Here is a 14,291-nt window from a genome sequence, read left to right as displayed (position 1 = left end):
CGGGCTTGTCCGGGACAAGCCCGGGCATGACGACCGAGTCGCAGTTTGTCTACCTCACCACGCCCGACGTGAACCCGGCCTTCCGCCGCGGCGGCTTGATCTCCTTTTTCAGGAAGCAGCGGGCTTCGCGGCCGGTGTAGCCGGGACGGGCATAGGTAAAGGCGCGGCACTTGTTATCGCCGGTACAGGCGGCCTTGCAGGCCTCTTCGCCTTCGCCCTCCTTGAGGTCGAAATTGCGCAAATCACCGCCGGGGCGGTCGATCGAGGTCTCGACGCCCTCGACGCGCGGCTCGATCACGCCGGCGCCACGCACCCCGGAGATGCAGCAATTGGCGGGCTGTCGCGGCGGCACGGTATTCTTGAGCCAGCACACCGCCGCGGCACCGTCGATGTCGGGATAGCTGAAGCTCCACGCGCGGCACTTGCGATCGCGCTCGCAGAGCAGCGCACAGTCCTCGGGATCGCCTGACGTGACCGGCGTGTTGAAATAGTCGCCGCCGGGCCGGTCGAACGCCGTCTGGGCGCGCGCAGGCCCGCTCGCCAGGACCAGCGAAAGCTCGGCATAGGCCACCACGCATGCCAAGACGCATGCCAAGGCTCTTGCCATCAAGACCTTTGCCATGACGGCCCCAGGCAGGCGGCCCTTCCCCATCGGAACAGCTTTCGAGTTATTGACGACGCTCAGGTTTTTTCAGCCGGTCATTTGATCGCCGCAAACCTGTATGGGCGATGAACGGCTGAAGCCTCGCTCGTTGGCCTATTGTCTAGAGCCGTGCCGACGCGATCGGAACGGATATGGCTCTAGAACGCGTATTCCGCGTAGGCCGGTTCCACCGAGCCGTTCCAGGCGCCATTGAACTTCTCGAGCATCTCCTCGGCCGGGGTCCGGCCGGAATCGATGATGCGATCGAGCGGCTCCAGATACCGCGTTTCGTCGCGACCGATCGCGTCGATGCGGCCGCGCCGCCGCAGGCCGGCATGTGCCAGAACGAGGCATTCCTTGGCGATCTCGAACAGATAGCGGTCCTTGATCCGCGCCTTGAAGCCGAAGCGCGGCACGTCGTCGCGCAGCGCCTGGCGTTCGGCAGCAGTCCAGTGCTTCACCAGGTCCCAGGCCGCATCGAGCGACACGTCGTCATAGAGCAGCCCGGCCCAGAACGCCGACAGCGCCGGCAGACGGCCCCAGGGGCCACCGTCGGAGCCGCGCATCTCGAGATAGCGCTTCAGCCGCACTTCCGGGAAGATCGTCGAGAGATGGTTCGCCCAGTCCGACAAAGTGGGACGCTCGCCAGGCAGATTGTTGTTGCGGCCATCGAAGAAGGCGCGGAACGAGGAGCCCGACACGTCGATATAATCGTCGCCGCGCTTGACGAAATACATGGGCACGTCGAGCGCATAGTCGACATAGCGCTCAAAGCCCATGCCGTCCTCAAACGCCCACGGCATCATGCCCGCGCGCGCATTGTCGGTGTCGCGCCAGATCTCGGAGCGGAAGGACAGGAAGCCGTTCGGCTTGCCCTCGGTGAACGGCGAATTGGCGAACAGTGCGGTCGCGACCGGCTGCAGCGCCAGCGAGACGCGCAGCTTCTTGACCATGTCGGCTTCGGAGGAAAAGTCGAGATTGGTCTGCACCGTGCAGGTCCGGTACATCATGTCGAGGCCGTATTGGCCGACCTTCGGCATGTAATTGGTCATGATCTTGTAGCGGCCCTTGGGCATCACCGGGATGTCGGCGCGCGACCATGACGGCGTCATGCCGAGACCGAGGAAGCCGATGCCAAGCGGGGTCGCGATCTCGCGCACCTGCGCCAGGTGCGCCATCAGCTCGCTCTGAGTCTGGTGCACGTTCTCGACCGGCGCGCCTGACAGTTCGAACTGTCCGCCGGGTTCGAGCGAGATCGCGCCGCCTCCAGTGACATCATAGAGACCGATGATGTTGCCCTTCTCCATGATCGGCTCCCAGCCAAGCAGGAGCTTCATGCCTTCGAGCAGTGCACCGATGCCGCGCGCGCCTTCGTAAGGCACCGGTCGATGACCTTCGAGCGTGAACGGCGTCTTCTCGTGCTCGGTGCCCATGCGGAATTCGGACGGGTCCTTGCAGCCGGCCTCGAACCACGCGACGAGTTCGTCGCGCGATTGCAGCGGCGTCATATCGATCTGGTCTCGCGCCATATCAAACTCTAATCAAAAAGCGCTTCGATCGAATGCGCGCGGGTGACGGGATGGCCCGCGAACCCACCGGGCGCGCGGACGTTCTGGTTTGCCGCGCGATCATCGCGATGGCGTAGTTTCGTTGGCGTGGACGACGGGCGGCAGCTTCATCTCGCCGCACGAGCAACCCAGGCGATCGAGCAGACCGCTGAGCTTGACCGCATCTGCATCGGACAGTTTCGAGCCGACATATTTTTCAATCGCGGCCGAATAGGCGCCCCACATCCGCTTTTGCAATTCGCGGCCCGCTTCCGTGATCTCCACGAATTGGCCGCGCTTGTCGATCTTACATTCTCGCCGCGAGGCAAGCCCCTCGTCGACCAGGCGGTCGATCAGGCGCGAGGTGGAATATTGCGGGATCAGCATTTGCCGCTCGAGTTCCACCGGCCGGAGTTCACCGGACGGCGCACGCGACAATTCGAGCAGCGCGTCGTACCATGCCAGCGGCGGGAACCCCGCCTTCTTCAGATCCTGCTCGACGCAATCGAGCACGCGGCTCTGCACCCGCATCAGGCGGATCCAGGCACTGGTGGCCTCGGTCGATGGTTTGCGTTTCATGGTCCCACTCAAACTCGTCGTCCGCTTCTTACCTCACTCGATGCACCTGCATCAATCTTGACCATTCCATGCAGATGCATGTAGGCATTCTTTCGCCCCACCCAAGCGTCAAGAGAAGGAAATTCCATGAAACTGTATTACTCGCCCGGCGCCTGCTCGCTGTCCCCCCATATCGCGCTCCTCGAGGCCGACCTGCCCTATGAACTGGTCAAGGTCGATATCCGGGCCAAGAAGCTCGAGAACGGTGAAGACTATCTGAAGGTCAATCCGAAGGGTCAGGTCCCCGCGTTGGGCCTCGACAGCGGCGAGATCGTGACGGAAGGCCCGGTCATTGTCCAGATGATCGCCGACAAGGCCCCGGCCAAGGCGTTAGCGCCCGCGCGCGACAGTTCCGAGCGCTACAAGCTGCTCGAATGGCTGAACTTCCTCACCTCCGAGGTCCACAAGAGCTTTGGCCCGATGTTCGCCCCGGCACTGAACGACGAAGCCAAGGCGTTCTTCAAGGACCGCGTCATGGGCAAGCTAAAGCACATCGACAGCCAGCTCGCTGGCAAGGACTACCTCATGGGCAAGCAGTTCTCCGTGGCCGACGGCTATCTCTTCACGATGCTGACCTGGGGCGACCGGATGAAGTTCGATCTCTCGGCGATGCCACACCTGACCGCCTACAAGGCCCGCGTCGCGGCGCGGCCGAAGGTGCAGGAAGCCCTCGAGAAGGAAGGACTTGCGCAGGCGAAGTGAGCCCACGCAGGACGCAACACGCGAAAGGCCGGATCGACGATCCGGCCTTTCTTGTTTCGAGTGCGTAGCCCGGATTGCGCTGCGCTCCATCCGGGCTACAAGACGATCAGGCCGCCGTCTTCTTCGGCGCAAAACGGCCGTAGAAGGTTTCGCCCTTGGCGGCCATCTCTTCCAGCAGCTTCGGCGGCGTGAAGCGCGAACCGTACTTCGCCTCGAGCTTGTGGCAGAGCTCGACGAACTTCTTGGTCCCCATGAAGTCGATATAGGACAGCGTGCCGCCGGTGAACGGCGCGAAGCCAAACCCGAGGATCGAGCCGACATCCGCTTCGCGCGGATCGGTGATGACGTGATCCTCGACCGTGCGCGCGGCTTCCACCGCCTGCACCACCAGGAAGCGCTGCTTCAGTTCCTCGATATCGAGCGTGTCGGGGTCGAGCTGCTTCGGCTGCAGCGCCGAGAGACCCGGCCACAGGCTCTTCTGGCCCTTGCCCTCAGGATAGTCATAGAAGCCCTTCTTGTTCTTGCGGCCAAGGCGGCCCTGCTTCTCGACCATCTCGACCATCAGCTTCTTCTGATCGGGGTTGATGGCGTTGGGGCCGAGATCGGCTTCCGTCGCCTTCATGATCTTGAGGCCGAGGTCGAGCGCGACTTCGTCCGACAGCGAGAGCGGGCCGACCGGCATGCCGGCCATCTTGGCGCAGTTCTCAATCATCGCCGGAGGCACGCCTTCGAGGAACATCTCGTTGCCTTCGGCAACATAGCGGCCGACGCAGCGGTTGGCGAAGAACCCTCTGGAGTCGTTGACGACGATCGGCGTCTTGCCGATCTGCCGGACATAATCCAGCGCGGTCGCAAGTGCGACATCGCCGGTGTTCTTGCCGAGGATGATCTCGACCAGCATCATCTTCTCGACTGGCGAGAAGAAGTGGATGCCGACGAACTTGCCCTGATCCTTGAAGCCTTCGGCCAGCGAGGTGATCGGCAGCGTCGAGGTGTTCGACGCGAAGATGACGTCCGGCTTCAGATACTCCTGCGCCTTGGCAAAAGTGTCCGCCTTGACCTTGCGGTCCTCGAACACGGCCTCGATGACGAGGTCGACGTCCTTCAACGCGGCATAGTCTGCGGTCGGCGTAATGCGTGCGAGCAGCTTCTCGGCATCATCAGGCTTGGCGCGACCCTTCTTGATCTGGTCCTCGATCACCTTCTGCGCGTGCGCCTTGCCCTTGTCGGCGCTTTCCTGGTCACGGTCGATCAGGACCACGTCGAGGCCGGCGCGGGCCGAGACGTAACCGACGCTGGCACCCATGAAGCCGGCACCGATCACGGCGATCTTCTTCACCTTGGTCGGCGGCACGTCCTTCGGACGGCGCGCGCCCTTGTTCAGCTCCTGCATCGACAGGAACAGGCTGCGGATCATCGCCGCCGCTTCCTTCGAGCGCAACACGGACGTGAAGTAGCGCGACTCGACGCGTAATGCGGCGTCGATCGGCAACTGCAGGCCTTCATAGACGCAGCTCATGATCGCGCGCGCGGCCGGATAGTTGTCGTAGGTCTCGCGGCGATAGATTGCGTTGCCTGCCGGGAACATCATCATGCCGGCCTTGGAAAACACCGGGCCGCCCGGGAGCTTGAACCCCTTTTCGTCCCAAGGCGCGACAGCCTTGCCGCCACCCTTGATCCAGTCCTTCGCCGTCTTGATCAGATCGGCAGCCGGGACGATGGTGTGGATCAGATTCAACGCCTTGGCCTTCTCGATGGTGACCGGATCGCCCTTGAGCAGGATCGTCATCGCATCCTGCGGCGGTACCAGGCGCGGCACGCGCTGCGTGCCGCCGGCGCCCGGGAACAGGCCGACCTTGACCTCGGGCAGGCCGAGGCGCGTCTTGGGATTCTCAGCGGCCACGCGATAGTGGCAGCACAGCGTGATCTCGAAGCCGCCGCCGAGCGCGAGGCCGTTGATCGCGGCCGCCCACGGCTTGCCCGAGGTTTCGATCGAGCGCAGCACCTGCGAGAAGCGCCGGCTCTGGTCGAACAGCATCTGGTTCGCGGCGGTCTCACCCTGCTCCTTGAACACCTTCGCGTAGGCCTGGTTCATGCCTTCGAGCATGGAGAGGTCAGCGCCGGCGCAGAAGGCTTCCTTGGCGGAGGTGATGACGACGCCCTTCACCGCGGCGTCGGCCGTGGTTGCCTTGACGATCGCGTCGAGCTCGCTGGTCGAGGTCTCGTCGAGCACGTTCATCGAACGGCCCGGGATGTCCCAGGTGACGAGCGCGATGCCGTCGGAATCGGTCTCAACCTTGAAGTTCTTGTAAGCCATGTTGGTTGCTCCCCTACCCTTAGACGCGCTCGATGATGGTCGCGGTGCCCATGCCGCCGCCGATGCACAGCGTGACCAGCGCGGTGGACTTGTTGGTGCGCTCGAGCTCGTCGAGCACGGTGCCCAAGATCATCGCGCCGGTTGCGCCAAGGGGATGGCCGAGCGCGATGGCGCCGCCATTGACGTTGATCTTGGCGTTGTCGATGTCGAAGGCCTGGATGTAGCGCAGCACGACCGAGGCAAAGGCCTCGTTGAGCTCGAACAGGTCGATGTCCGACTTCTTCATGCCGGAACGGGCGAACAGCTTTTCGGTGACGTCGACCGGACCGGTCAGCATCATCGCCGGCTCGGAGCCGATATTGGCGAACGCGCGGATTTTTGCGCGCGGTTTCAGCCCGTACTTGCTGCCTGCTTCCTTGCTGCCGAGCAGGACGGCACCGGCGCCGTCGACGATACCGGAGGAGTTGCCGGCGTGATGCACGTAATTGACGCGCTCGATCTCCGGATGCGACTGCAGCGCGACGCCATCAAAGCCGCCCATCTGCGCCATCATCGTGAATGACGGCTGCAGCTGCGCCAACGACTGCATCGTCGTCGAGGGACGCATGTGCTCGTCCTTGGCGAGGATGGTGAGGCCGTTGATGTCCTTCACCGGCACGATCGACTTGTCGAAGCGGCCTTCATCCCAGGACTTCGCCGCGCGCTGCTGGCTCTGCACGGCGTAGGCATCGACGTCGTCGCGCGAGAAGCCGTATTTGGTGGCGATCAGATCAGCCGAGACGCCCTGCGGCATGAAATAAGCCGGCACCGCCATCGAGGGATCCATCGGCCAGGCGCCGCCGGAGGCGCCGATGCCGACGCGGCTCATGGATTCGGCGCCGCCGCCGATCACGAGGTCATGCTGGCCGCTCATCACCTGCGCGGCGGCAAAGTTCACGGCATCGAGGCCGGAGGCACAGAAGCGGCTGATTTGCACGCCGGGGACGGCTTCGCCGAGACCCGCCTTCAGCGCGGCAAAGCGCGCGATGTCGGAGCCGGCTTCGCCGACCGGATCGACCACGCCGAGCACGACGTCGTCGACGGAATCTTCCGGCAAGTTGTTGCGGTCCTTCAGCGCCTTCAGCGGCACGGTCGCGAGTGCGAGCGCGGTGACTTCGTGCAGCGCGCCGTCCGCCTTGCCGCGGCCGCGGGGGGTGCGAACGTGGTCGTATATGAATGCCTCAGGCATGACGCCCTCCTGATCTGGTGTTCGAATTTCGATGGTGCGGAAGCAAGCTCAGAACGCTTCCGCCGGCAATTCCATGATGGTGGCGCAGCCGGACTGGATGCGCGCGAGATTGGCCGCGGTCTCCGGCAGCATCCGCTCCATGAAGAAGCGGCCGGTCACCAGCTTGGTCGAGAGATAGGGCGTGGTACCGCCCGCGGCAATCTTGGCTTGCGTCACCTTGGCCATCTTCGCCCACATGTAACCAAGCGCAACGAAGCCGAAGAGATGCAGGTAATCGGTTGCGGCGGCGCCGGCATTGTCCGGCTTGGCCATCGCATTCTGCATCAGCCACGTCGTGGCCTGCTGGAGATGCCCGAGCGAGGTCGACAGCGGGGTGATGAAGGGTTTGAGCGCCTCGTCGCCGCCGTTCTCCTTGGCGAAGGCCATGACCTCGCCGAAGAAAGCCATGATGGCGCGGCCGCCGTCGCGCGGCAGCTTGCGGCCGACGAGGTCGAGCGCCTGGATGCCGTTGGCGCCTTCATAGATCATCGCGATGCGCGCATCGCGCACGAACTGCTCCATGCCTTGCTCGGCGATGTAGCCGTGGCCGCCATACATCTGCTGCGCCTGCACCGCATTGGCAAAGCCGTAATCGGTGAGGAAGCCCTTCAGCACCGGCGTCATCAGGCCCATGTGGTCGTCGGCGGCCTGACGGTCCTTCGGATCCTCGGAGCGATGGGCGACGTCGCTCTTCAGTGCGGTCCACATCACGAAGGCGCGCGCGGCCTCGTTGAAGGCGCGGATCGACAGCAGCGTGCGGCGCACGTCGGGATGCACGATGATGGGGTCGGCCGCCTTGTCCGGCGCCTTGGCGCCAGTCAGCGCGCGGCCCTGGATGCGCTCGCGGGCATAGGCGACCGCGTTCTGATAGGCGACCTCGGACTGCGCGAGACCCTGAACGGCGACGCCGAGGCGGGCCTCGTTCATCATCACGAACATGCCCTGCATGCCCTTGTTCTCTTCGCCGATCAGCCAGCCGGTGGCATTGTCGTAGTTCATCACGCAGGTCGAATTGCCGTGGATGCCCATCTTGTGCTCGATCGAGCCGCAGACGACGCCATTGCGTGCGCCGACCGAACCATCGGCATTGACCAGGAATTTCGGCACCACGAACAGCGACACGCCCTTGATGCCGGCGGGTGCGCCCTCGATGCGGGCGAGCACGAGGTGGATGATGTTGGGCGCGAGGTCATGTTCGCCGGCCGAGATGAAGATCTTGGTGCCCGTGATCTTGAAGCTGCCGTCGGCCTGGCGCACCGCCTTGGTGCGGAGCATCCCGAGATCGGTGCCGCAATGCGGCTCGGTGAGGTTCATGGTGCCGGTCCATTCGCCGGCCACCATCTTCGGCACGTAGGTCTGCTTCTGCTCCGGCGAGCCATGGACGATCAGTGCCGCGGTCGCGCCCATGGTGAGGCCGCCATACATCGAGAACGCCATGTTGGCCGAGATCTGGAATTCGTTGACGGCCTGCGAGAGCGTCACCGGCAGGCCCTGGCCGCCGAACTCCTGCGGCGCGGAAAGGCCGAGCCAGCCGCCTTCGGCAACCTGCTTGAAGGCGTCCTTGAAACCCTTCGGCGTGGTGACGCTGCCGTCATCGGCGCGCTTGCAGCCTTCGAGATCGCCGACGCGATTGAGCGGCTGCAGCACCTCTTCGGCGAGCTTGGCGGCTTCGCCGAGAATGGCCTCGCGCACGTCGCTCGACGCATCGGAGAAGCCGGCCAGATTGTCGTAGCGGTCGATCTGGAAGACGTCGTTGAGCAGGAAGTTCACGTCTTCGACGGGGGCTTTATAGATCGGCATTGCGGTCTCCCGGCATGGGCTTGGAAGTGATGGAATTCTCTAGGATTGGGCCGCGAGCTGCTCCGCCATCAGGCGGTGCAGCATGTTGATGGCCTTGAGCGGGCGCACCATCACCTTGAAGCGGGTGATGCGTCCCTCGGCATCGAAGGTGATGATGTCGACACCGTTGATCTCGATGCCGTCGATGATCGTCTTGAATTCAAGCACGGCGCCGTCAGCGCTTGTCCACTCGCCGACATAGGTAAAGCCGGGACCGCCCAGCACCTTCTCGGCGCTGGCGAGATATTTGAAGGTGATGTCGCGGCCGCGCTGGGGCGAATGCACCACGGGGCTTTCGAACACGGCATCAGGATGCAGCAGGTCCCACAGCGCTTTGCTGGCTTCAGCGCGGTCATGGGACTTCATGTAGGCGTACCAGGAGTCGAGGCCGCTCATTCTCAGTTGCCTCCCTAAAGGCCCAGGTCAAAAGCGCGAAAACAACCCCATGCACAGTAGCAAGAAGATTGATTCCGCTGGGTTTTCGGGTCGGGTCCGTGGCCCGACCTCAATCTCGCCTCATATGCACATTGACGCATATGCACCGATACGCATAAAGTCAAGCCAATTGGTCGGAACTTCTCAAGGGAGCTGGTGCCATGGCGCTCGGCGACGCGATCCTCGCATGCCTGACGGAACGTCCGATGACGGGCTACGAGCTCGCCAAGACATTCGATTCCTCGATCGGCTTCTTCTGGAAAGCCGACCACCAGCAGATCTATCGCGAGCTCTCCAAGCTGCGCGACCGCGGCTACATCCAGGGCCGCGAGGTCGTGCAATCAGGCAAGCCCAATAAGCTCATTTATACGCTGACTCCCGAAGGCCGAACAGCGCTGCGGCACTGGGCCGCGCGGCCGAGCACCCCGCCTTCGATCAAGGACGACCTCCTGGTCCGGCTGCATGCGCTCGACAGCATCGACATCGAACCGATCCGCACCGACCTGATGGACCGCCTGGAGCACCATCGCGACCGGCACGAAAACTACGAGCGGATCCTGAAGAAACGTTTTCCCGAAGGGACCGCGTCTGACGTGCTCGACCTCGGCAATCTGCTGCTGCTCCAGCTCGGCGCCCGGCACGAGCGGTTGGTCGCCGACTTCTGCGAGGAAGCGCTCGAGGCTCTGTCGGCGATGAGCGGCAAGGGAACGGTGGTCCCGCTGGAGGATGGCAAGCGGGAGAAGGGCTGAGCGACGTAGGCGGTGTCGATAACCTCTCCCGCTTGCGGGAGAGGTCGCGCCGAAGGCGCGGGTGAGGGCTTTCTCCTCTTGGGGGTCCTCGATTGCGGAAGCACCCTCTCCCCAACCCTCCCCCGCAAGCGGGGGAGGGAGCGCACTGCCCATTTGGCGAAGCAAGCCTCCACCCAACGGCCCCCGCCGCCCAACTTTAAGACACCGGCGACGCGTTCCTTAACCCGTTATTTACCGTAACAGGAAAAAGTCGGTTTTCGAGGCAGACGACCCGCGCCAAATCCGATTGTCTTTGCAACCGGCACGCGTGGGGAGACTGGAGGCGCCGGGTGGGGCGCCGGAGTCGGAACCGGACAGAGTCATGAATTCGCGCGTATCGTGGAGTGTTGACGGCATCGATCCATCCGTCCGGGAGCGGGCCGAAGCTGCTGCGCGCCGCGCAGGCATGTCCCTCAACGATTGGCTGAACTCCACGCTCGGCGAGACTGCCGCGCCGAACTTCCGCGAGCCCTACGATCAGCGTCAGGAGCAGCGTCCCGATCCGCGCTCGGCGCCGATGCCGAGCCAAGGAACCAGTCAGGGAACCAGTCAGGAAAGCCGCGAAGTCGCCGACATCCATCAGCGGCTCGACGCGATCACCCAGCAGATCGAACGAATTTCCAAGCCCGCAGCGCCGCGCCGAGACTCTTCTCGCGAACAAGACACTTCTCGTGAAAGAGACGTGTCGCGCGAGCAGGGCGTCGCCCGCCAGCTCAACGACGCGATCTCGCGGCTCGATGCCCGCCTGTCGCAGATCTCGCGGTCCCAGCAGCCTCAGGCGCAGCAGCCGCAGCCGCCGCGACCGGCACCGGCCCCCGTCGAACCGCGCCAGCGTCAGGCCGACGCGGTCGAGCGCGCAGCCGCACAGGTGTATCGCAGCTCACCTCCCCTGAGCCCCGCGTCGTTCGACGTCGCGGTCGCCGAGATCACCGCACGCCAGAGCGAGCTCGATGGATTCGCACCGCGGCAGGTGCCGCCGCGCGCTGCGCCGTCGATCGCGCCTTCTGCCGCTCCCTATGCGCCGCCGATGGCGCCGCCTGCGCCTGCCTATGCTCCGCCGCCACCGCAGCCGGGGCCGGACTTCTCGTCGCTCGAACGCCATCTGCTCAAGATCACGAGCCAGATCGAGTCGCTGCAGCGCCCCGACCATACCGAGCAGGCGATCAACGGCTTCCGTGCCGAGCTCGCCGAGATCCGCAACGCCATCACCGAGGCGATGCCGCGCCGCGCGATCGAATCGATCGAGAACGAGATCCGCTCGCTGCACCGGCGCATCGACGAGACCCGCTCCAACGGCACCGACGGCCAGGTCCTGTCCGGCATCGAACGCGCCCTGTCCGACATCAAGCAGGTGCTGCGCACGCTGACGCCGGCCGAGCAGCTCGCCGGCTATGACGAGGCGATCCGCAATCTCGGCGCCAAGCTCGACCTGATCCTGCGCGCCAATGACGATCCCTCGACGGTGCGCCAGCTCGAGGGCGCGATCTCGGCGTTGCGCGGCATCGTCTCGAACGTCGCCTCCAACGAAGCCCTCGCACGTCTCTCCGAGGACGTGCAGCTGCTGTCGTCCAAGGTCGACCAGATCACCCGTTCGTCCGGCCACAGCGACAGCTTTGCCGTGCTGGAGCAGCGCATCGCCGCGCTCACCGCTGCGCTGGAAACGCGCGAACGGCCGCAGCCCGCAGAGAGCACCGAGCATCTGGAAGCCGCAATCCGCGCGCTGTCCGATCGTTTCGACCGCATGCAGGTCGGCAACGACTCGGCCTCGACCTTCGCGCATCTCGAGCAGCGCGTCTCCTATCTGCTGGAGCGGTTAGAGGCCGCCTCGGACTCGCGCGGCGGCAATTTCAGCCGTGTCGAGGATGGGCTGCACGACATCCTGCGGCACCTGGAGCGCCAGCAGGCGACCTATTCCGCGCTGGCCGAGAGCCGCAATTCGGCGCCCATTCCCGATTCCGGCATGGTCGACCTCGTCAAGCGCGAGCTGTCCGACATCCGCTTCAGCCAGGCCGAGACCAACCGCAGCACGCAGGATTCGCTGGAGGCCGTGCACAGTACGCTCGGCCATGTCGTCGATCGCCTTACCATGATCGAGGGCGATCTGCGCGCGGTGCGCACCGCACCGCCGGCCCCTGCGCCAATGCCGATGGCTGCGCCCATGCCAGCGGCTGCGCCCATGCCAATGGCCGCTCCGGTCGAGCCGCCGCCTATGGCGCGCGAGCAACGGTCGCAGCCGCAGCAACCGAATTACGATCCGAAGCCCGAGCTGCCGAATCCCGCCGCCGCGCAGCAGCCGGCACACTCGGCCTTCGTCGCCGCGCCGCGTGAATTCCACGCCGCCGCGCCCGCAGCGCCGCCGCCGATGCCGCCGCGCGCGATCAGCGAGATCCTGGAGCCGCATACGGCGCCCGCTCGCGCCGCGATCGCGCCCGAGCTGCCGCCGGATCATCCGCTCGAACCCGGCACGCGTCCGAGCGGCCGCCCCGCCACGCCGTCCGAGCGCATTGCCGCGTCCGAAAGCGCGATCGCCGAAATCCCGACCGCACCGAAGGAGCCGGTGTCGTCGTCGAGCTTCATCGCCGCCGCGCGCCGCGCCGCGCAGGCTGCCGCCGCGCAGCCGCCGGAGAAGCCCGCTCGCGGCGTCAAGGCCGCGATCGCAGCGCGCACCAAGGACAAGAGCCAAGGGAAAGGAACAGCCGCGGCTCAAGAAGGCGGCTCGACCATCACGTCGAAAATCCGCTCGCTGCTGGTTGGCGCGAGCGTGGTCGTGATCGTGCTCGGCACCTTCAAGATGGCGATGAACCTGCTCGAAGGCGCCAGCGCGCCGCCGGCGCCGCAGGCGATGGAAAATACCAGCCAACCCGCGCCACAGGCGCCGCCGCTCGAGACCAAGCCGGCTGCGCCCGAGCAGGTCACGCCGTCGATGACCTCGCCGACGCCGATCGGGAAGCAGTCCCAGAACAATGCCGCACCGGCGACGAACGCCGGCAACGCGGCTTCTGTTGACATTCCGCCCGCGCCCGCCGCAGCGCCGGCCTCGCCCGCGGCGAACAGCGACGTCACCGGCGCGCTGTCGGGCACGAGCCGTGCGCGGCTTGGCGTCGTCCAGGTGCCGCCGAGCGAGAAACTGCCTGACGGCATCGGCGGACCTAGCCTGCGCACCGCCGCGATGAAGGGCGATGCGACGGCGGCTTACGAGATCGGCGTGCGCTTTGCCGAAGGCAAGGGTGTGGCCTCGAATTACGAGGAAGCGGTGAAGTGGTACGACCGCGCGGCGCAGGCCGGCGTCGTGCCCGCGACCTTCCGCCTCGGCACGCTCTACGAAAAGGGCCTCGGCGTGAAGAAGGACGCCGACATCGCCCGCCGCTACTACACGCAGGCCGCCGAGCGCGGCAATGCCAAGGCGATGCACAATCTCGCAGTGCTCGACGCCGACGGCGGTGGCCGCGGCGCCAACTACAAGAGCGCGGCGCAGTGGTTCCGGAAAGCGGCCGATCGCGGCGTCGCCGACAGCCAGTTCAACCTCGGCATCCTCTATGCCCGCGGCATCGGCGTCGAACAGAACCTCGCCGAGTCCTACAAATGGTTCACCCTCGCGGCTGGACAGGGCGATGCGGATGCGGCCACCAAGCGCGACGACGTCGCCAAGCGCCTCGACCCGCAATCGCTCGCCGCCGCCAAGCTTGCGATCCAGACCTTCAGCGCCGAGCCGCAGCCCGACGACGCCGTCAACGTCCAGACGCCCGCCGGCGGCTGGGATAGCGCCCCGGCGGCTGCCGCCAAGCCCGCGCCGAAGCCGGTCGCGATGAAGCGCTCGGCGTCGGCGGCGCATTGAGGTAGACTCAGTCGAGCCGCGCGCTCGGTGCACCTCTCCCGCTTGCGGGAGAGGTCGGCACGTAGTGCCGGGTGAGGGTTCTATCCTCTAGGGGACTGTCCCGTTGCGGAGACACCCTCTCCCCACCCCTCCCCCGCAAGCGGGGGAGGGAGCGCACCTCCGTCGTCGCAACGATCGAGCCTCGCTCAGGCTCTCCTCTCCCCCATTCACCACGCACAAATTTCCGGGTCCCGTCCCGCAGCAAATTCCGCTATTGAGGGGCGCGGCATGCCCTTCCTGCGAGCGCTCCGCGAAATCGAT

At 65.3% G+C, this 14,291-nt stretch carries 10 protein-coding genes; 3 read left to right on the top strand and 7 right to left on the bottom strand.

Annotation, left to right across the window (positions count from 1 at the left end):
• Positions 1-49: 49 nt before the first annotated feature.
• From JQ587_RS16885 to JQ587_RS16875, 3 genes are all read right to left on the bottom strand, one after another.
• Positions 50-652: a PAN domain-containing protein gene (locus JQ587_RS16885; RefSeq protein WP_212302758.1), complete on the bottom strand. Its 603-nt coding sequence runs from the start codon at positions 650-652 to the stop codon at positions 50-52.
• A 149-nt stretch (positions 653-801) separates the two neighbouring features.
• Positions 802-2,172, bottom strand: coding sequence for a glutamate--cysteine ligase (locus JQ587_RS16880; protein ID WP_212426013.1), 1,371 nt, complete (start codon positions 2,170-2,172; stop codon positions 802-804).
• A 99-nt stretch (positions 2,173-2,271) separates the two neighbouring features.
• A complete protein-coding gene (locus tag JQ587_RS16875; protein WP_212302761.1) occupies positions 2,272-2,769 on the bottom strand; it encodes a MarR family winged helix-turn-helix transcriptional regulator in 498 nt (165 codons plus the stop codon).
• Positions 2,770-2,895: 126 nt separating this feature from the next.
• Between JQ587_RS16875 and gstA the strand changes: the two genes are divergently transcribed.
• Positions 2,896-3,510, top strand: a complete 615-nt coding sequence (gene gstA, locus JQ587_RS16870; protein WP_212426012.1) for a glutathione transferase GstA — start codon at positions 2,896-2,898, stop codon at positions 3,508-3,510.
• A 106-nt stretch (positions 3,511-3,616) separates the two neighbouring features.
• On the opposite strand, the gene JQ587_RS16865 is transcribed toward gstA, so the two are convergent.
• From JQ587_RS16865 to JQ587_RS16850, 4 genes are read right to left on the bottom strand one after another with little or no spacing between them, the layout of a single operon-like run.
• Positions 3,617-5,827, bottom strand: coding sequence for an FAD-dependent oxidoreductase (locus JQ587_RS16865; protein WP_212426011.1), 2,211 nt, complete (start codon positions 5,825-5,827; stop codon positions 3,617-3,619).
• Between the two features lie 19 nt (positions 5,828-5,846).
• Entirely contained in the window at positions 5,847-7,055 is a 1,209-nt protein-coding gene (locus tag JQ587_RS16860) for an acetyl-CoA C-acetyltransferase (RefSeq protein WP_212302765.1), read from the bottom strand.
• Between the two features lie 48 nt (positions 7,056-7,103).
• On the bottom strand, positions 7,104-8,894 hold the full coding sequence (locus tag JQ587_RS16855; RefSeq protein ID WP_212426010.1) for an acyl-CoA dehydrogenase C-terminal domain-containing protein: 1,791 nt from the start codon (positions 8,892-8,894) through the stop codon (positions 7,104-7,106).
• 39 nt (positions 8,895-8,933) lie between these two features.
• A complete protein-coding gene (locus JQ587_RS16850; protein WP_212302768.1) occupies positions 8,934-9,329 on the bottom strand; it encodes a nuclear transport factor 2 family protein in 396 nt (131 codons plus the stop codon).
• Between the two features lie 200 nt (positions 9,330-9,529).
• Here JQ587_RS16850 and JQ587_RS16845 point away from each other — a divergent pair, with 200 nt between their 5' ends.
• Positions 9,530-10,117, top strand: a complete 588-nt coding sequence (locus JQ587_RS16845; protein WP_212302769.1) for a PadR family transcriptional regulator — start codon at positions 9,530-9,532, stop codon at positions 10,115-10,117.
• A 361-nt stretch (positions 10,118-10,478) separates the two neighbouring features.
• Complete coding sequence (locus JQ587_RS16840; protein WP_212426009.1) at positions 10,479-13,991, top strand: tetratricopeptide repeat protein; 3,513 nt, start codon at positions 10,479-10,481, stop codon at positions 13,989-13,991.
• Positions 13,992-14,291 lie beyond the last annotated feature (300 nt).

It is taken from the genome of Bradyrhizobium manausense (genome assembly GCF_018130615.1).
GTDB lineage: Bacteria > Pseudomonadota > Alphaproteobacteria > Rhizobiales > Xanthobacteraceae > Bradyrhizobium > Bradyrhizobium manausense_A.
The sequence above is the reverse complement of the archived record's forward strand: the minus strand, read 5'-3'. Positions and strand labels throughout refer to the sequence as shown.

Bases quoted from the DNA above. Each gene is read 5' to 3' on its own strand.
- JQ587_RS16885 (WP_212302758.1), bottom strand. From the start codon at position 652: ATGGGGAAGGGCCGCCTGCCTGGGGCCGTCATGGCAAAGGTCTTGATG.
- JQ587_RS16880 (WP_212426013.1), bottom strand. From the start codon at position 2,172: ATGGCGCGAGACCAGATCGATATGACGCCGCTGCAATCGCGCGACGAA.
- JQ587_RS16875 (WP_212302761.1), bottom strand. From the start codon at position 2,769: ATGAAACGCAAACCATCGACCGAGGCCACCAGTGCCTGGATCCGCCTG.
- gstA (WP_212426012.1), top strand. From the start codon at position 2,896: ATGAAACTGTATTACTCGCCCGGCGCCTGCTCGCTGTCCCCCCATATC.
- JQ587_RS16865 (WP_212426011.1), bottom strand. From the start codon at position 5,827: ATGGCTTACAAGAACTTCAAGGTTGAGACCGATTCCGACGGCATCGCG.
- JQ587_RS16860 (WP_212302765.1), bottom strand. From the start codon at position 7,055: ATGCCTGAGGCATTCATATACGACCACGTTCGCACCCCCCGCGGCCGC.
- JQ587_RS16855 (WP_212426010.1), bottom strand. From the start codon at position 8,894: ATGCCGATCTATAAAGCCCCCGTCGAAGACGTGAACTTCCTGCTCAAC.
- JQ587_RS16850 (WP_212302768.1), bottom strand. From the start codon at position 9,329: ATGAGCGGCCTCGACTCCTGGTACGCCTACATGAAGTCCCATGACCGC.
- JQ587_RS16845 (WP_212302769.1), top strand. From the start codon at position 9,530: ATGGCGCTCGGCGACGCGATCCTCGCATGCCTGACGGAACGTCCGATG.
- JQ587_RS16840 (WP_212426009.1), top strand. From the start codon at position 10,479: ATGAATTCGCGCGTATCGTGGAGTGTTGACGGCATCGATCCATCCGTC.